The following is a 16,232-nucleotide window of genomic DNA, read 5'->3' on the forward strand; positions in this document are numbered from 1 at the left end:
GGTGCGCTGACGCGAGCTCATATTCTGCACGACGAGGCTGGGCGCTGGGGGCGACACCCGGGAATTCGCCGAAACCCGCTTCGGTGCCGGACGGTGGCGCAGATGCTCTGAAATTAGCTCGGCAACAGTCAGATTCGGGCTCGGCGACCGGGCGGAAGCCAGTACGCCGCAGGCAGAAGCGATTTGGGTGATCCGTTCGGCCCGCGGTCGGCAACGTCGATTGGGTGCCGCGAGCACCGGTCGCCATTCCCGTCACGCCGATTCAAACCGGTAACCCACGAGACGAACCTCGTTAGCGTCGAATTTCCGATGCAAGCAGCCGCTTTCGAGGGGAGCGTGGCTATGTCTACTGCTGAACTGTCTACTTCTGAACTCACCGTCAGTCCGCTGTCGGGACACACCGGAGCGTTGATCGAAGGGATCGACCTTGCCGCTCCGCTGTCACCGGAACAGGTCGCGGCCGTCCGTGCCGCACTGCACCGGTGGAAGGTGGTGTTCTTCCGGGGCCAGGACCTCGACCATGCGTCCCAGATCGCGTTCGGTGCCCAGTTCGGTGAGGTGACTCCCGGCCATCCGTACGAGGGTGACTCTGCTCCAGCCGGATTCCCGCAGATCCACACGGTGTCACCGGCCGCCTACGATCACCGGTACGGCACCAAGTACCGCAAGCGGCAAAGCCCGAACGGTCCCGGTTGGCATGCCGACGTCACCCCACTGATAAACCCGCCGTCGCATTCGATCCTTCGGGCAGAGCGAGTTCCGGCTTACGGCGGCGACACTCAGTTCACCAATGTCGCCGCCGTGTACGCGGGACTGTCGCCGTCGGTGCAGACACTCGTCGGCGAACTGCGGGCCGAGCATCGCTTCGGCGCGACGACGTCGGCCGAACGCAGCTCCGAGAAGATCGGCGACCTCGTCCGCGGCAATCCGCTCGCCACCATCCACCCGGTGGTGCGGGTGCACCCGGAGACGGGGGAGAAGGTGCTCTACGTCAACCCGTCTTTCACGCGCGAGATCGTCAACCTCTCCCCACGGGAGAGCCGGCACCTGCTGGATCTGCTCTTCGAGGAGATCGCGCGCCCCGAGTACTCGGTGCGGTTCAAATGGGAACCGGGCAGTGTCGCGTTCTGGGACAACCGGGCCGCGCTGCACCTGGCTCCGCGCGACTTCGAACACGTCGAAGGTGACCGGGTGCTGCATCGCATCACGCTGGTGGGCGACGTTCCGGTAGGCCCCGATGGTGTTGCGTCTGAGTCTATTTCGGGTGACTTCTTCGGGGCCGCCTGAGATGCCCATTCTGCTGTCACGCCCGGCCGGAGCCGTGCGGGCCGATGCCCCGATCGGGCTCGTCGATCCCCGGGCGGCAGTGCGGCGGGCGCAGCGCAAGCCGATGGTGCCGCGGCCGGTGCAGCGACTCACCGGCCCGATCCTGTTGGTCGGCGTATGGCAACTGCTGTCCACCGTCGGCATATTCGACGAGCGCACGGTGCCGCCGCCGACCCGGGTGCTCAGCGCAGCCTGGACACTGATCGCCGACGGCACCTTTCAGGAACATCTGACCGCCAGCCTGCTGAGGGTCGGATACGGCCTGGCGTTCGGGATCGTGCTCGGACTCGGCCTGGCGCTGATATCGGGACTGTCCCGAATCGGGGAAAACTTTGTCGACGCCAATATGGAAGTATTGCGGGCGGTTCCGAACTTCGCGCTGGTTCCGCTGCTGATCGTGTGGTTCGGCATCAGCGAGGTGCCGAAGATCCTGCTGATCACGCTCGCCGTCGCCGTGGCGATCTACATCAACACCTTCAGCGCGATCCGAAGCGTCGATGCCGCCCTGGTGGAAGCGGCCCGATCCTTCGGCGCAGGCCGGGCCGAGATGATCTACCGCGTCATCATTCCCGGGTCACTGCCGGGGTTCCTGGTCGGCCTGCGCCTTGCGCTGACGGCCTCCTGGTTGTCGTTGATCTTCGCCGAGACGATCAACGCGAAGAAGGGCCTCGGCCGGATGATGACCGACGCCCGCGAGTACTTCCAGATCGACATCGTCTTCGTGCTGATCGCGGTCTACGCGATCCTCGGGCTGATCTCGATCCTGGTGGTCCGGTTCCTCGAAGGCCGCCTGCTGACTTGGAGACGGGCCTATGACGGCGGCTGACACCCTGCCGGCCACGGCAGGCGCCTCATCGGTGGTGATCGCGCGCGACATCCGGAAGCGGTTCGGGGACAACGTCATCATCGACGGCCTCGATCTGGAGATCGGCGCGGGCCAATTCGTCGCGCTCCTTGGCCGCAGCGGTTCGGGCAAGAGCACCTTTCTGCGGGCTCTTGGTGCGCTCGACAGCGACGTGGACGGCTACCTCCGGGTTCCCGAGCGGCGCGCGATCGTCTTCCAGGATTCCCGGCTACTGCCGTGGCAGCGGGTGCTCGCCAACGTGACGATCGGGTTGCCGTCGACCGGCGTCGTACAGAAACGTGCGCTGGCAGCGTTGGCCGAGGTCAATCTGGCGGACAAGGCAAAGGCATGGCCCCGCACGTTGTCCGGTGGCGAGGCGCAACGGGTCGCCCTGGCCCGGGCCTTGGTCCGCGAACCGCAGCTGCTGCTCCTCGACGAACCTTTCGGCGCACTCGACGCACTCACCAGGATCAAGATGCACGGCCTGCTGCTGGACCTGTACCGCAGACACACCCCGGCCGTCCTGCTGGTGACCCACGACGTCGATGAGGCGATCCTGCTCGCCGACCGCGTGATCGTCCTGACCGACGGGGTCATCTCTCTCGACGTCGACGTCACGGTGCCCAAACCGCGGGCCCGCGACGCCCACGAATTCGCCTCGCTGCGAAAGCGTTTGCTGTCCGAACTCGGTGTATCCGAAGACAAGGAATGAGTCACATGCCAATTGGTGGTCGAGTGCGGCGGCATTCCGTGGCACTGTTGCTGATCCCGTTGCTGCTCAGCGCATGCGGATTGTCCGACGACGAGGCCGATACCGCCATCGACACGGTGAAGATCGCTGCCAGGACCGAGGTCCCGGCAGGCACCAAGCTCGTCATCGCCGAGCAGAACGGAACCCAGTCGTTGCCCTGGAATCTGGCCAATGCCGGCCAGGGCACGCCCTACGAGGTCGATTTCGCCGATTTCAGCGGCGGTGCCGCGGTGATCGAGGCACTGCGGTCGGGGGCTGCCGACGTCGGGTCGATCGGTGAGGCTCCGGTGCCCATCGCGGTGGACAGCGGGGTAACCGACCTGGTGACCGTTGGGCTGCAGGCGAACCCGGGCACCAGCGGCGGCTACTACCTGGTGGCCCGCCCCGGCAGCGGGGTGAAGACGATCGAGGATCTGCGCGGCAAGCGGGTGGCCTATCCACCGGGGTCGGGCCGGCACATGGTCACCGCCGGGCTGCTCAAGCGCCATGGGCTTGACCTGCGAACCGATGTCCAGCCCGTGGAACTGGCCGGGGCAGAGGTGGTTCCGACATTCGCCGCCGGCGCCGTCGACGCCGCCATCGTGCTCGGCAACCAGTACTACCAGCTGGGCGAGCCGCCGATCCTCGGTGACGGCAAGGGAATCAACACGGGCATCCAGACCCTGATCGTGCGCCGCGACGTGCTCGACGATCCCGCCAAGGCCGCGGCGATCGGTGACTACGTCGGGCGGGCCGTCGCGGCGAACAACTGGAAGGACACCCATTCCGATCAGTGGATCGACCAGTACTACGTGAAGGTTCAGGGCATCACCTTCGAACAGGGCAGGAAGCTGTACGACGAGGACGGAATCGCCTCGTACTACCCGATCGACGAGCAGTCCACGGCGCTGTTCCAAACCGTCGCCGACGGTCTGCACGAGACCGGGACCATCAAGGGCCGCGTCGATGTGAAGCCGTATGTGGACGGCCGCTACAACGACATCGTCACGGCGCAGAACGAACTCGACGGTGTCACACCGAAGTCACTGAAGTCGTAGGGACTTCAGCCGTACCAACACAGGGGAGCACAGATGACGCAATTGGCATCCGCACTGAGCATCCGGCCGCAGTCCGGGTGGATCGGCGCCGAGATACACGGAATCGACCTGACCGCACCGCTCCTCGACGAACACGTGGCCGAGATCCGTGGCGCTCTGCTCAGGTGGAAGGTGGTGTTCTTCCGCGACCAGTTCATCGGGCACGAGGATCACCTCCGGCTGGCCCGCGCCTTCGGCTCGCCGACCCCGGCGCACCCGCTGTTCGATTCCATCCCTGACCCGGACTACCCGACGATCTATCCGATCTTCGCCGACCGGTTCAAGGCGCGGTACGGCAGCAGCCGCGGTTACGACAAGGCGAATTGGCACGCCGATGTCACCGCGGCGGTGAATCCTCCTGCGGCGTCCATACTTCGGGCCGAGGTGATCCCGCCGTACGGCGGCGACACCCAATGGGCCAACACCGTTGCCGCATACGACGGTTTGTCCGCTCCGTTGCAGCGGCTGGCCGACGGGCTGCGGGCGGTGCACCGGTTCGCGCCTCCGGACGGTACGACGGCCACCGAGGACTACGAGCGCCGGGTGAAGCGACGTCCCCTGCTGACCGAGCACCCCGTGGTTCGGGTGCATCCCGAGACGGGGGAGCGCGCGCTCTACGTGAACCCCGGTTTCACCAGCCACATCGTCGACGTCTCGCCGCATGAGAGCCGCCGGCTGCTGGGGCTGTTCTACGACGAGCTGGTGCGGCCCGAGTACACCGTGCGGTTCAAATGGGAGCCGGGCAGCATCGCGTTCTGGGACAACCGCTCGACCGTTCATCTCGCACCGTCGGACCTCACCGGCGAGCACGACCGCCGGCTGTATCGCGTGACACTCGTGGGCGATGTGCCGCAGGGGCCGGACGGCCGGCCCTCGCGGGCTTTGGACGGCGAGCCGTTCGGGGCTGCCTGAGTCGGCGAGCCGTTCGAGGCTGCCTGAGCGTCAGGCCGGCACCACGACGGTCAGTTCGGCGCCGTCACGTTCCACATTCATGCCGGCGCGGCGGGCAACCGCAGCCACGGCGGCCGCATCGCTCGGTTCGGCCCGGGAGCCGGCCAGCGCGCGGGCCAGGTGGCCTTTGTGGGCCTTGTTGAAGTGGCTGACGACGGTGCGGTGACCGTCGGCGTGTTCGGCCAGCACCTGTACGCGGACGGCATCGGGGATCCGTCCGAGCCCCGCGTACGAGCCGGAGCGTAGGTCCACGATCAGCTCCTGGGCGGCGAGGTCCGCCAGCACCGGCTCCAGCAATGGCCGCCAACGCGTGGCCAGGCCGGGCTGGCCGGGCAGCTTCGAGGAGGCGGAGAGCCGGTAGGCGGGCACCGGGTCATCGGCCCGAAGCAGACCGAACAACGCCGATCCGACCGCCAGCCGGGCCCGGGCGCGCGTGGCAGCGGCACCCCGTAGGGATGCGATGTCGAGGGCGTCGTAGAGGACACCGGTATATCGCTCGATGGCCGGCATCGTGGGCGCCTGCCAGAGCGCGGCGTTGCGCTCGATCTCGACGTCCTGATTGGCCGAGATGCCCAGGGCTTTGCGGCACGCCGGCGGGTCGGCGGCGAGATCGACCAGCTCGTCGATCAGCGACTGGCGCAGCGGGGTGAGTTTCGGAGAGCTCAGAATGTCCAAACGCACCGGTGGGCCGTCCCCGCCGGTGCGTTTGGTCTCCGACGGTGGCAGGAGCACGATCACATCCAGACGTTATCCGAACGATCGTGGCCCTCTGACCACCGACAGGTGTGATGTCAGATGGCGACCGGAGCCGGTTCCTCGGGAGCCGGGGGCGCCGGAGGCGGCGGCACGTCCAGCATGATCGGGGCGGGGCCGTCCATCGGGGGCGCCGGCGGCATCGCGTCGGCCGGTGGCGGCGGAGCGAAGGGGTCCATCGGTGCCGGGGCGGCCATGGGGTCGGCCGGCGGCGGGGGTGCGAAGGGATCGACGGGGGCCGGGGCGGCCATCTGGTCGATCGGGGCCGGCGGAGGCGGGGGCGCGAACGGGTCGATCGGCGCGTCCACCGGTGCGTCCTGCGGAGCCTCTGCTGCCATCGGGAGGTACATGTGGTGGCTGAACTGGCGCTGGTAGGCGCCGCCGCCACCGATCCGCACGCCGTGGCCGCCCTCACCGGAGGAAACGGGCGTGCCGTCCGGCAGGGTCACGGCGGTGTGGCCGCTGTTCCAGCCGATCACGAGGGCGCCCGGCTGGGTGCCGTACTTGAAGCCGCGGGCCAGGAGCGCACGCTCCTGGTTGCCCGTGTTGAAGCGGTCCCCGTAGACCGGCCGGCCAGTGGCCATGTTGCTGACCCATGAGGCCAGGCCCGAGCAGTCCGTACCCGCTGGGGAGTCTCCACCGGAGATGTACGGCGTGCCCGAAACCTGCTGGACAAGCGCCATAAGCGTCGCGATAGCAAACATGCGGCGGGACGCTAGCAGAGCCGATTTTGGGCGGGCAAAATATGTGACTCCGTTCACAAGGGGTGCCCGATATGGACTGTTTCACGCAGCTTCGGGTTGAGCGCTGTTGCCTGTGCGGGCAATTCGGTTGCCAGCGGAATGTGTTTGCCCGAGGTTGCCGGACGTATCGAGCAATCACCAATAGTGCTGTGGCACTGGACTTGTGCTGATGCGTGGCGCGCCCACTATTGCCTTGCGTTCCGCAAGTGATATGCGAATTACATTGATGTGAAAGGCATTTCGAACTCCGCTCGGCCATCTGTCCGGGCGGAGTTGTCAGAAGCGTCTGTGACCGTCCGGCCGGGCGCGTCTCGCGGGCAGATCGACCGGACGCGGTGATTTCGGCAACGGTGACACCCGCTGGATGGTGGCTGGCGACCCCCGATGGTGCGGCTGGATTCGCGGTCGGGGTGGCGATCCCCGGTGGCGGCGGCGCTTGACATGCAGCCTATTGGCTGCATGATTGACCAAGGAACCCGGGCGTCCGGGGGCACGAGAGGACGGCGAGGGTGGACGAGGTCTTCAAGGCGCTGGCGGATCCGAGCCGGCGACTGCTCCTGGACAGCCTCAACGACCGGGACGGGCAGAGTCTGCGAGAGCTCTGCGGGCGTCTGTCGATGGCCCGGCAGTCGGTCAGCAAGCACCTGGCCGTGCTGGAGGCGGCGAACCTCGTCACGACTCTGCGCCAGGGCCGGGAGAAGCTGCACTTCATCAACGCCGAACCGATCAATGCCGTCGCGGACCGGTGGATCGACCGCTACGACGCGACAAGGGTGCAGACCCTCGCCGACCTCAAGACGGTCTTGGACAACCCCGGCATGGTCGGCGAGTTCGTCTACACCACCTATATCCGCACCACCCCGGAGCGGCTGTGGCAGGCCATCACCAATCCGGCGTACTCCAGCGGCTACCTGGCACACGCCATCGAATCCGACTGGCAGAAGGGCTCGACCTATACCTGGATCGAGGACACGCTTCGCATAGAAGACCCCGAGCAGGTGATCGTCGAGTCCGACCCCTATCAGCGGCTGGCCTTCACCTTCCATACGTTCACGCCCGAACTGCTGGAGATCGCCCCGGAGCTCGGCGAGGAGACCATCGCCGCGGCCGCGGCGGAACGCCGGTCACGGGTGTCGTTCGACATCGAACCCATCGGGGATCAGGTGAAGCTCACCGTGACACACGACGGGTTCGATCCGGGCAGCGTGGTGCGCGACGTGATCGCGCACAGTTGGCCCGTCAAGCTGTCCAGCCTGAAGTCCGGGCTGGAGCAGTCCGACTAGACCAGCGAATCCTGCGGATCGCGCTGGACGGGCGTGGGCCATGGGGCAGGCAGGGGACGCTGACGCACCCGCTGCGGCCACCAGAACCACTTGCCCATCAGTGCGGCGATGGACGGGGTCATGAAGGACCGGATGACCAGGGTGTCGAACAGCAGGCCCAGGCCGATCGTGGTGCCGACCTGGCCGATTACCGCCAGCTCGCTGACCGCCATCGACATCATGGTGAAGGCGAACACCAGGCCCGCGGAGGTGACCACCGATCCGGTGCCGCCCATGGCGCGGATGATGCCGGTGTTGAGGCCTGCGTGTATCTCCTCTTTGAATCGGGAGACCAGTAGCAGGTTGTAGTCCGCGCCGACCGCCAACAGCACGATGACCGCCATCGCGATCACCATCCAGTGCAGTTCGAGGCCGATCAGGTGCTGCCAGATGAGCACCGACAGACCGAAGGAGGCGCCCAGGGACAGCACCACGGTGCCGACGATGACCGCGGCGGCCACCACGCTGCGGGTGAGGATCAACATGATGATGAAGATCAGGCACAGTGCGGCGATGCCGGCGATCAACAGGTCGTAGTTGGCGCCTTCCTGCATGTCCTTGAAGGTGGACGCGGTGCCGCCGAGGTAGATCTTGGAGCCCTCAAGCGGGGTGCCCTTGATCGCCTCCTTGGCGGCGTTCTTGATCGCATCGATGTGTGAGATGCCTTCGGGGCTCATCGGGTCGCCCTCGTGGCTGATGATGAACCGCACGGCGTGCCCGTCGGGGGACAGGAACATCTTCATGCCGCGCTTGAAGTCCGGATTGTCGAAGGTTTCCGGTGGCAGATAGAACGAGTCGTCGTTCTTGGAAGCGTCGAACGCCTGGCCCATGGCCGTCTGGTTCTCCATCATCGCTTCCATCTGATCCTGCAGCCCGCCCATCGTGGCCTGCATGGTCAGCATCATGTTCTTCATGTTCTTCATGGTCGTGATCATCGGCGGCATGATCGTGAGCATCTGAGGCATGAGCTGGTCGAGACGATCCAGGTCCGGCATCATCTTCTGGATGTCGTCGGTCATGGTGTCGATGCCGTCAAGCGTGTCGAAGATCGACCGGATCGACCAGCACAGGGGAATGTTGAAGCACTTCGGTTCCCAGTACAGGTAGTTCCGGATCGGCCGGAAGAAGTCGTCGAAATCTGCGATGTGGTCCCGCATTTCGGCCACATCGGCGACCATGGTGTGCATCTTGCCGACCATGCTGTGGGTCGTGTCGGACATCTGCTTGACCAGCACCAGCATCTGCTGCATGGTGTCGACCGTCGTCTGCATCTCGTCGGCCATCTTCAACATGTCCTTCATGCGGTCCTGCATGTATTTCATGTTCATCATCTGCGTGGTGCCCTGCATGCTGATCTGGAACGGGATCGAGGTGTGCTCGATCGGCGTTCCCTGCGGGCGCGTGATGGCCTGGACCCGGGAGATACCGGGCACCTGGAAGATTCGCTTGGCGATGCGGTCGACGACCAGGAAGTCCGCCGAGTTGCGCAGATCGTGATCGCTTTCGATCAACAACAATTCAGGGTTCATCCGGGCCTGGGAGAAGTGCCGGTCGGATGCGGCGTACCCGGTGTTGGCCGGCAGATCGGCGGGCAGGTACTTGCGGTCGTTGTAGTTGGTCCGGTAGCCCGGCAGGGTCAGCAGACCGATCAGCGACAGCGCGATCGTGGCGATCAGGATCGGTCCGGGCCAGCGCACCACGGCCGCACCGAGCTTGCGCCAGCCGCGGGTGCGCATGGCTCGCCTGGGTTCCAGTGTCTTACCGAACTTGCTGGCCACCGTGATGATGGCCGGTCCCAGGGTGAGGGCTGCGATAACGCCGGTGACCATGCCGATGGCCAGCGGGATACCCAGCGACTGGAAGTACGGAAGGTTGGTGAAGTGCAGACACAGCGTCGCGCCGGCGATGGTCAGACCTGAGCCGAGCACCACATGCGCGGTGCCGTGGAACATCGTGTAGTAGGACTGTTCGCGGTCTTCACCGACACTTCTGGCCTCTTGATATCGGCCTATCAGGAAGATCGCGTAGTCGGTAGAGGCGGCGATGGCCAGCGTCACCAGCAGGTTGGTGGCGAATGTCGAGAGCCCGATGATGTTGTAGTAGCCGAGGGCGGCGATCACGCCGCGGGCGGCCGACAGTGACAGCACCACCATGACCAGGGTGAGGATCACCGTGACGATGGAGCGGTAGACCAACAGCAGCATGATGATGATGACGGTGAAGGTCAGCGCCTCGATCATCCGCATGCTGCGGTCGCCTGCGATGTGCTGGTCGGCGGCCAACGCGGCCGGGCCGGTGACGTAGGCCTTGACACCGGGCGGCGGCGTGACGCTCTCGACGATCTTCTGGACGGCCTCGACCGATTCGTTGGCCAGCGCCTCACCCTGGTTACCGGCGGTGTAGACCTGGACATAGGAGGACTTGCCGTCGGAGCTCTGCGCACCCGAAGCGGTCAGCGGGTCGCCCCAGAAATCCTGGACGTGCTCGACGTGCGCCTTGTCGGCCTCGAGCTTCTTGACGACCTCGTCGTAGAAGTCGTGCGCCTTGATGTCGAGCGGCTCGTCGCCCTCGAGGACGACCATCACCGAGCTGTTGGACTTGAACTCCTGGAACACCTCGCCGACGCGTTTCATCGCGATCATCGACGGCGCCTGGTCGGGGGTCATCGACACCGAGCGCATCTTGCCCACCTCTTCGAGCTGGGGCACAGCGGTGTTCAGGACGCCGATGAGGGCGATCCAGCCGATGATGATCGGGATGGCCAGGCGCCGGATCCACTTGGCGATCCCACCTTGCTGGGCATGCCTCGGCCCGGTGACCGGAATCGACTCGGTCGGGGCGTCGTGGTTGCTCATGCAGATTTCACCAAGCAGAAGGTCTGGGCGTTCACGCCGTTGGAGGTTCTCTCGTCCTTGAGTTCGTCATCGACGGTGATGCGGCAGCTGATCGTGTCGCCGTTGCCCTGCGCGACGATGTTGGGGAACACCGAGGGGGCGGTGGACTCCAGCCGCAGCGTCCAGGGCAGGGTCACCCCGTCGATGCGCTGGGGCTGGGCGTCGAGATCGAGGTAGTTCACGTCCGCGGTCGCTCCGGGCACGCCGTAGATCTCGTAGACCACGACCTTGGGATCGAACGGTTTGGTGTCATCGACCTTGGCGCTGGAAATGCCGGTGCCGTCGCCCGCGCCGAAGAACGTGCGGACCCGCATCACCGTGAACCCGCCGACCACCACCACCGCCATGATGATCAACGGAATCCAGAACTTCCTGGCCAGGCCTGAGAATGAAAACTGTTTCCGGCGAGAGCTTTTCGTCGCGTTGGTCATCGTGAAATGGCACCGGTCCGTCGATTGTTGGCGATATGGGCAATGGGGAGGCAGGGCGGTGTCGACATGCCGGTGGCACGGCAGCCGATGGGGCAGTACCTGTGCACCATGTTCACCTCGATCACGCCTCGCTGTCTAGCCGAATGGCTAACTAAAAGTTAGCGAGATATTAGCCTATTTAAATGCGTGGCAAAACGGTGACACAGCCGTGATTGTGCGCCTACGGCACCGCCCGGCGGCCGTGACGGGCCCAGCTGTGTAGCCCGCCGTGCAATCGCAGGTCAGGGCACTTTTACGGCGCCGTCAGGGGTGGGCGCGCTGAGGCGCAGGGCGCTGATTGTGATGGAGCTAACGAAACGGGCTGGGTCTCGCTGCCGTGTCGGCCGCCAGACCCAGCCCTCGTGGAAATCCCTCGGACTAGTGCCAGTCCCAGACGGACATGTCGTTGGGCGGGTAGTTCTGGCAGACGTCGGTGGTGTTGGCCGCGACGCCCTTGTTGTTGAAGAACAGCTTGGCCCAGTTCGGCCAGCGCCAGGACATGTTCTCGAAGAACGCGTTGGTGGCCATATTTTCGGAGTACTGGCGGCGGCCGGCGTAGTCCATCGAGAAGAACCAGTGGATCCGGTCCTGGGCGCCCTGCTGGTCGGCGACGGGCTTGTTGTTGTAGTCGATCATGTAGCGCTCGTAGTACACGGGCTCGACGTCGCGGGCGGCCGCCATGATCTGCTCGGCCGTGCAGGGGGTCTTGAGGATCCGGTTCGGGATCGGGTAGTCGTCGGTGGCATCGGCCGAGGCGATGCCGGCGCCGGCCAGGGCTCCGGCCACAGCACACGCGGCCACGCCGGTGCGGATCGCGGTGTTGAGACTCTTGCGGTTCATCTCACTCCAAAACTCGTCAGATCGGCGTCGGGAATCAGACTACGACGGCGTCGCGGCCTGTTCGTAGACAAAGCGCTGATCGGGGCAGTAGTAGTTGATGGCGGTACCCAGGAACTGCCACGACTGGGCGTCGGTGCTGTCCTTGGCCAGTTGCTTCTTGACGAAACCGACCGAGTCCTTGGCATTGTGGTCGACGCCGTTGTGCAACCGCTTGCACATGATCTTGCCGATCCAGGCGTTGTAGTCCTTCTGCCCGTAGATCCCGAAGGTGTGCAACTCATTCGCGAAATCCGTGTCCGGATCGGCATGTGCGGGAGCGGCGAAGGCGATAGCCGCCGCGGCGCCAACTGCTGCCAGCCCTGCAAGCTTCATGCGCTGAATCTTAGCCCATCTAAGCCTGTTCGGGGTGTGCGGTTTGCTCAACTGATCGCGGCGAGTAGCGGGACATACTGCTCGGCGCTCGTCAGCGAACCGTGCTGACCGACCAACGCCGACTCCATGGGCTCGACGGTTCGTCGCAGCAACGCGGCGGACCCGGTGGCGGCGGCGATGACATCGCCGATGCGGGCCCGGACGTCGTCGCGCACGTGTGGGCCGAACCAACCCGCCTCGATGGCCTCTTCCCGCGACATCACCCACGCGAAATCACCCAGGCTGTCGCGCCATGTCGCGAGGACGTCGTCACCCGCCCCGGGGGCGGTGTACACGTGACGGGCGCGCGCCTCGCCGCCTACCGCGGTAACCCCCTCGAGCAGCGGTTGGCACTCGTCGATGTCGGTTACCGCTGCCGGGTTCACGGTGACCATCCCGTGGTCGGCCACCACGGCCAGCAGGCACTCCGCGGGCAGCGCCGCCAAAATCGACTCCACCAGGCGATCCACCTGCCGCAACTGCATGCGCCACGCCGGGGAGCCGGGGCCGTGCAGGTGGCCCACCAAGTCGAGGTCGGCGTGATATCCGTAGCAGAAGCCGTGGCCGGCGACGGCAGCGACGACTCCGGCGGCGAGATCGCCGAGCGCGTGGGCGCCGACGTACCGCGCACCGCGCAGCAGTGCCCGGGTCAATCCCGAACCCGCGTGCTGCGCGCCCGAGACGACCGAGACATCGAACCCGGCCGACCCGGCCCGCTCGAACGTGGTCGGCGCGGGCTGCACCTGCTCGGGCACCACGCGGTCGCGCAGATCGGGTCCCCAGGGATGCGGACGCCAGCGCAACGCATTGATGACGTCGAAATCCGGCGCGGCCTCGGGAACCCGGAAGGAGTAGCCGACGAAACCGTGCTCACCCGAACGGCACCCGAGGCCGATCGCCGCCAACCCAGCCGCCGTCGTCGAGGGAAACCCGACGTGCAGTTTTCCGGAGAACGGCCGGCCCGCCAAGGATGTCAGGACCGGCGCATCGCCGGCGTGCGCGGCGAGCAGTTCGGCACCCAGTCCGTCGATCAACAACACGCAGGCGCCGCGGATCGGGCCGGGCCACGGGATCCGCGCATCGAACCCGGATGCGCCCATCGCGGCGAGGACCGAGGGGACGACATCGGCCAGGTGAGGTACGCCGGGATCAGGACGCGGAGGCTGCACATCGCGAGCGTGCCACAGATCACGTCAGCGGGTTTCGGCAACGCAGACCTCGCCGTGAGTGCGCCCGACCACACCGTCGTACCCGGTACGCTGGGTTTTCATGAAGCCGATGAAAGCCGTGATCTTCGCTGCCGCCCTGGTGGTGTCCGCAGGTGGGGCGTTCAGTGGCATCGCAAGTGCCGATCCGGAGACGCCGGCGCCGGTCCCCGCACCGGGTCCGCCGCCGGGACCGGTCGAGCCGGCGCCTGAGGCCCCGGCACCGGGTGCACCTGCCGCGCCCGCGGCGGCGAACGCCATCGACCACGACGGCCTCTTCATGGTGGGCACCGACATCCAGCCGGGCAACTACGCTTCGGCCGGCCCGGTCGAGGGCGGCACCTGCTACTGGAAGCGGATGGCCGATCTGCACGGCGGTGACATCATCGACAACGCATTCACCAAGAAGCCGCAGGTGATCACGATCGAGGCCACCGACAAGGCGTTCAAGACGAGCGGGTGCCAGCCGTGGCAGCCGACCGACGCGGTGCCTGACACCCCGGCCAACGGCCCGATTCCGGCGCTGGTCGGTCAGGCCAAGCTCCGTGCGTGGATGGATGGACTCAACAACAACGCCCGTAACTACGACGGCTCCTCGGTGCCGATGCCCTGATGCCGCGGCGCTGAGCGATCAGCCGGGCGGGATCAGCGGCGGCCGGCAGGCATTGCCGACCGGGTCCCACCACCAGCCGTTGTCGCACATCGGCGGCGGCGGAACGACCGGCGGGCGACAGGTGTTGGCCACCGGGTCCCACCATGCGCCGTTCTCACAGCCCAGGGGTACGACCGGCGGCCGGCACACACTCGCCACCGGATCCCACCATTCTCCGGCTCCACAGTCGGCCCAGCTGACGGCGGGCGCGGCCACCGTTACCACTGCCATCACGCCGAACGGCGCCAACACAGCGCCCACGCCTGCCGCGCAGCGGCCGATGATGCTGGTCATCTCAAACCTCCCCGAGAGATCACGCCTTCGACCCTATCGGGCCACCTTGCCGACGGCCAGGGATCGGACACGCCGCGTCGTTCCTGCACACGGCGGATTCCGTGACGATTCGGGCCTCTCAATTCCTTTGCTGCACAAGATCACCCGGGCTCGCCCCGGCGAGCGGTCAGATGACGCGGTTGAGGCGCGTACGGCGCGGCCGGCGCGCCGCCGAACGGCACGCTGCTAGTCTGCGAGGGCTGCCGGTTGCGCCGATCGCGGGCCGATTCGCCCGGCTAGCCGCGGCAGTGACATGGCGAACAGCGAAGTGACGAATCAGCTGAGTGGATACGGAAAAGGTGTTGTGCGCGGCGCAGAGATCAAGGCCCTGACGGGACTGCGCATCGTGGCAGCGGTGTGGGTGGTCCTGTTCCACTTCCGCCCTCTCCTTTATCAAGTGGCACCTGACGTCACCGAGGCGCTCGCCCCCGTACTCGATCGCGGCGCCCAGGGCGTCGATCTGTTCTTCATCCTCAGTGGATTCGTCCTGACCTGGAACTACATCGACCGGATGGGGCCGACCTGGTCCACCCGGGCCACCCTGCACTTCTTGTGGCTGCGGTTGTCGCGGGTATGGCCGGTGTATCTCGTGACGCTGCACCTGGCCGCGCTGTGGCTGATCTTCACGCTCAACGTCGGGCACATCCCGCCCGAGGACACCAGCGGCTACAACGCGGTCAGCTACGTGCGCCAGCTCTTCCTGGTCCAACTGTGGTTCGAGCCCTACTTCGACGGTTCGAGCTGGGACGGGCCCGCCTGGTCGATCAGTGCGGAGTGGTTGGCGTACCTGCTGTTCGGAGCGCTGATCCTGGTGATCTTCCGGATCGCCCGGGCGACGCGGGCGCGGAGCCTGGTCCTGCTGGCCATCGCCGCGGCGGTGCCGCCGGTGGTGCTGCTGATGGCCACCGGCCACTTCTACACGCCGTGGAGCTGGCTGCCGAGAATCGTCATGCAGTTCACCGCGGGCGCCCTGGCGTGCGCGGCGGTGCGCAAGCTGCACCTGACGGAGAAGACCCAGAAGCGCGCGGGTTACCTGTCGATCGTGCTCGGCGCTGTCATCGTCGGCGGGCTGTTCTTCTTCGACAAGCACCCGATGAACACCGTCGGCGACGCCGGCGGCATCGTCGACATCTTGTTCGTTCCACAGGTGGTCGCCCTGGCGGTCGGCGTCGGCAGCCTCCCGGCGTTGCTGTCCACCCGACTGCTCGTCTACGGCGGACAGATCTCGTTCGGCCTGTACATGGTGCACGAGTTGGTCCACACCGCCTGGATCTGGACCACCCGGCAGTTCGAGCTCACCCTGACGCCCACTCTCTCGGGCAAGGCGACGCTGCTCGGCCTGTTCGTGATCGCACTGGTCGGCGCGATCGCGCTGTATCACCTCGTGGAGGAACCGGCCAGGCGCTGGATGCGCAGAATGGTCGACATCCGGCCTGTTGAACAGGCCAACACCAAGTTGCACAGGATCGATACCGAGGACCGGTCAGACGAGGTCCCCGCCCGCGCGGGCTGATCTTGTAACCATCCAAACCCGCTGTGCGACAGGTTGTTATGCCCTTGTTATCGCTGTGTCACCGGCCGCCTATCTACGGCCGAGGTTCACCCAATAGGCTGTTTCGGTATCGCGGTCCGGGACGAATTGTGTCTCGCCGGCAGTGGAG

Annotated in this window: 16 protein-coding genes; 8 read left to right on the forward strand and 8 right to left on the reverse strand. The window is 66.1% G+C overall.

Annotated elements, in window-relative coordinates:
• The first annotated feature begins 342 nt into the window (after positions 1 to 342).
• From G6N57_RS20710 to G6N57_RS20730, 5 genes are read left to right on the forward strand one after another with little or no spacing between them, the layout of a single operon-like run.
• A complete protein-coding gene (locus G6N57_RS20710; protein WP_077740792.1) occupies positions 343 to 1,287 on the forward strand; it encodes a TauD/TfdA dioxygenase family protein in 945 nt (314 codons plus the stop codon).
• Entirely contained in the window at positions 1,265 to 2,152 is an 888-nt protein-coding gene (locus tag G6N57_RS20715) for an ABC transporter permease (RefSeq protein WP_234815681.1), read from the forward strand. The genes G6N57_RS20710 and G6N57_RS20715 overlap by 23 nt, the downstream gene beginning before the upstream one ends.
• The gene (locus G6N57_RS20720) at positions 2,139 to 2,882 is read left to right on the forward strand and encodes an ABC transporter ATP-binding protein (protein WP_077740790.1); all 744 of its coding nucleotides are present in this window, start codon (positions 2,139 to 2,141) and stop codon (positions 2,880 to 2,882) included. Before G6N57_RS20715 ends, G6N57_RS20720 begins: the two co-directional genes overlap by 14 nt.
• Before the next feature lie 38 nt (positions 2,883 to 2,920).
• On the forward strand, positions 2,921 to 3,958 hold the full coding sequence (locus G6N57_RS20725; protein WP_234815680.1) for a PhnD/SsuA/transferrin family substrate-binding protein: 1,038 nt from the start codon (positions 2,921 to 2,923) through the stop codon (positions 3,956 to 3,958).
• 33 nt (positions 3,959 to 3,991) lie between these two features.
• Complete coding sequence (locus tag G6N57_RS20730) at positions 3,992 to 4,909, forward strand: TauD/TfdA dioxygenase family protein (RefSeq protein ID WP_077740788.1); 918 nt, start codon at positions 3,992 to 3,994, stop codon at positions 4,907 to 4,909.
• A 30-nt stretch (positions 4,910 to 4,939) separates the two neighbouring features.
• Here G6N57_RS20730 and yaaA read toward each other — a convergent pair whose 3' ends face one another.
• Together yaaA and G6N57_RS20740 are read right to left on the reverse strand one after the other, a co-directional pair.
• Positions 4,940 to 5,686, reverse strand: a complete 747-nt coding sequence (gene yaaA, locus G6N57_RS20735) for a peroxide stress protein YaaA (protein WP_077740787.1) — start codon at positions 5,684 to 5,686, stop codon at positions 4,940 to 4,942.
• Positions 5,687 to 5,739: 53 nt separating this feature from the next.
• The gene (locus G6N57_RS20740; RefSeq protein ID WP_163646651.1) at positions 5,740 to 6,405 is read right to left on the reverse strand and encodes a C40 family peptidase; all 666 of its coding nucleotides are present in this window, start codon (positions 6,403 to 6,405) and stop codon (positions 5,740 to 5,742) included.
• 548 nt (positions 6,406 to 6,953) lie between these two features.
• On the opposite strand from G6N57_RS20740, the gene G6N57_RS20745 reads away from it, so the two are divergent.
• Positions 6,954 to 7,727 carry an ArsR/SmtB family transcription factor gene (locus G6N57_RS20745; protein ID WP_077740785.1) on the forward strand — a complete coding sequence of 258 codons (774 nt, stop codon included), beginning with the start codon at positions 6,954 to 6,956 and terminating at the stop codon, positions 7,725 to 7,727.
• Here G6N57_RS20745 and G6N57_RS20750 read toward each other — a convergent pair.
• From G6N57_RS20750 to G6N57_RS20770, 5 genes are all read right to left on the reverse strand, one after another.
• Positions 7,724 to 10,621 carry an MMPL/RND family transporter gene (locus G6N57_RS20750; protein ID WP_077740784.1) on the reverse strand — a complete coding sequence of 966 codons (2,898 nt, stop codon included), beginning with the start codon at positions 10,619 to 10,621 and terminating at the stop codon, positions 7,724 to 7,726. The genes G6N57_RS20745 and G6N57_RS20750 overlap by 4 nt on opposite strands.
• A complete protein-coding gene (locus G6N57_RS20755) occupies positions 10,618 to 11,091 on the reverse strand; it encodes an MmpS family transport accessory protein (RefSeq protein WP_077740783.1) in 474 nt (157 codons plus the stop codon). The genes G6N57_RS20750 and G6N57_RS20755 overlap by 4 nt, the downstream gene beginning before the upstream one ends.
• Before the next feature lie 417 nt (positions 11,092 to 11,508).
• Positions 11,509 to 11,970: a DUF5078 domain-containing protein gene (locus tag G6N57_RS20760; RefSeq protein ID WP_097926357.1), complete on the reverse strand. Its 462-nt coding sequence runs from the start codon at positions 11,968 to 11,970 to the stop codon at positions 11,509 to 11,511.
• Between the two features lie 39 nt (positions 11,971 to 12,009).
• Positions 12,010 to 12,342 carry a DUF732 domain-containing protein gene (locus G6N57_RS20765; RefSeq protein ID WP_077744003.1) on the reverse strand — a complete coding sequence of 111 codons (333 nt, stop codon included), beginning with the start codon at positions 12,340 to 12,342 and terminating at the stop codon, positions 12,010 to 12,012.
• 47 nt (positions 12,343 to 12,389) lie between these two features.
• Positions 12,390 to 13,550, reverse strand: coding sequence for an alkaline phosphatase family protein (locus tag G6N57_RS20770; protein ID WP_097926358.1), 1,161 nt, complete (start codon positions 13,548 to 13,550; stop codon positions 12,390 to 12,392).
• A 100-nt stretch (positions 13,551 to 13,650) separates the two neighbouring features.
• Here G6N57_RS20770 and G6N57_RS20775 point away from each other — a divergent pair, with 100 nt between their 5' ends.
• A complete protein-coding gene (locus G6N57_RS20775; protein WP_097926359.1) occupies positions 13,651 to 14,199 on the forward strand; it encodes an Rv1352/Rv1906c domain-containing protein in 549 nt (182 codons plus the stop codon).
• Positions 14,200 to 14,217: 18 nt separating this feature from the next.
• On the opposite strand, the gene G6N57_RS20780 is transcribed toward G6N57_RS20775, so the two are convergent.
• Positions 14,218 to 14,532 (reverse strand): hypothetical protein, encoded by a 315-nt coding sequence (locus tag G6N57_RS20780; RefSeq protein WP_077740782.1) that lies wholly within the window; start codon positions 14,530 to 14,532, stop codon positions 14,218 to 14,220.
• Positions 14,533 to 14,824: 292 nt separating this feature from the next.
• On the opposite strand from G6N57_RS20780, the gene G6N57_RS20785 reads away from it, so the two are divergent.
• A complete protein-coding gene (locus G6N57_RS20785; RefSeq protein WP_162563952.1) occupies positions 14,825 to 16,084 on the forward strand; it encodes an acyltransferase family protein in 1,260 nt (419 codons plus the stop codon).
• Positions 16,085 to 16,232 lie beyond the last annotated feature (148 nt).

Origin of the sequence: Mycolicibacterium boenickei, from assembly GCF_010731295.1 — a bacterium.
Classification (GTDB): Bacteria; Actinomycetota; Actinomycetes; order Mycobacteriales; family Mycobacteriaceae; genus Mycobacterium; species Mycobacterium boenickei.

Excerpts from the sequence above, each read along its gene's own strand:
- G6N57_RS20740 (WP_163646651.1), bottom strand. The coding sequence starts at position 6,405 with ATGTTTGCTATCGCGACGCTTATGGCGCTTGTCCAGCAGGTTTCGGGC.
- G6N57_RS20720 (WP_077740790.1), top strand. The coding sequence starts at position 2,139 with ATGACGGCGGCTGACACCCTGCCGGCCACGGCAGGCGCCTCATCGGTG.
- G6N57_RS20730 (WP_077740788.1), top strand. The coding sequence starts at position 3,992 with ATGACGCAATTGGCATCCGCACTGAGCATCCGGCCGCAGTCCGGGTGG.
- G6N57_RS20765 (WP_077744003.1), bottom strand. The coding sequence starts at position 12,342 with ATGAAGCTTGCAGGGCTGGCAGCAGTTGGCGCCGCGGCGGCTATCGCC.
- G6N57_RS20760 (WP_097926357.1), bottom strand. The coding sequence starts at position 11,970 with ATGAACCGCAAGAGTCTCAACACCGCGATCCGCACCGGCGTGGCCGCG.
- G6N57_RS20710 (WP_077740792.1), top strand. The coding sequence starts at position 343 with ATGTCTACTGCTGAACTGTCTACTTCTGAACTCACCGTCAGTCCGCTG.
- G6N57_RS20780 (WP_077740782.1), bottom strand. The coding sequence starts at position 14,532 with ATGACCAGCATCATCGGCCGCTGCGCGGCAGGCGTGGGCGCTGTGTTG.
- G6N57_RS20785 (WP_162563952.1), top strand. The coding sequence starts at position 14,825 with ATGGCGAACAGCGAAGTGACGAATCAGCTGAGTGGATACGGAAAAGGT.
- G6N57_RS20755 (WP_077740783.1), bottom strand. The coding sequence starts at position 11,091 with ATGACCAACGCGACGAAAAGCTCTCGCCGGAAACAGTTTTCATTCTCA.
- G6N57_RS20750 (WP_077740784.1), bottom strand. The coding sequence starts at position 10,621 with ATGAGCAACCACGACGCCCCGACCGAGTCGATTCCGGTCACCGGGCCG.
- G6N57_RS20775 (WP_097926359.1), top strand. The coding sequence starts at position 13,651 with ATGAAGCCGATGAAAGCCGTGATCTTCGCTGCCGCCCTGGTGGTGTCC.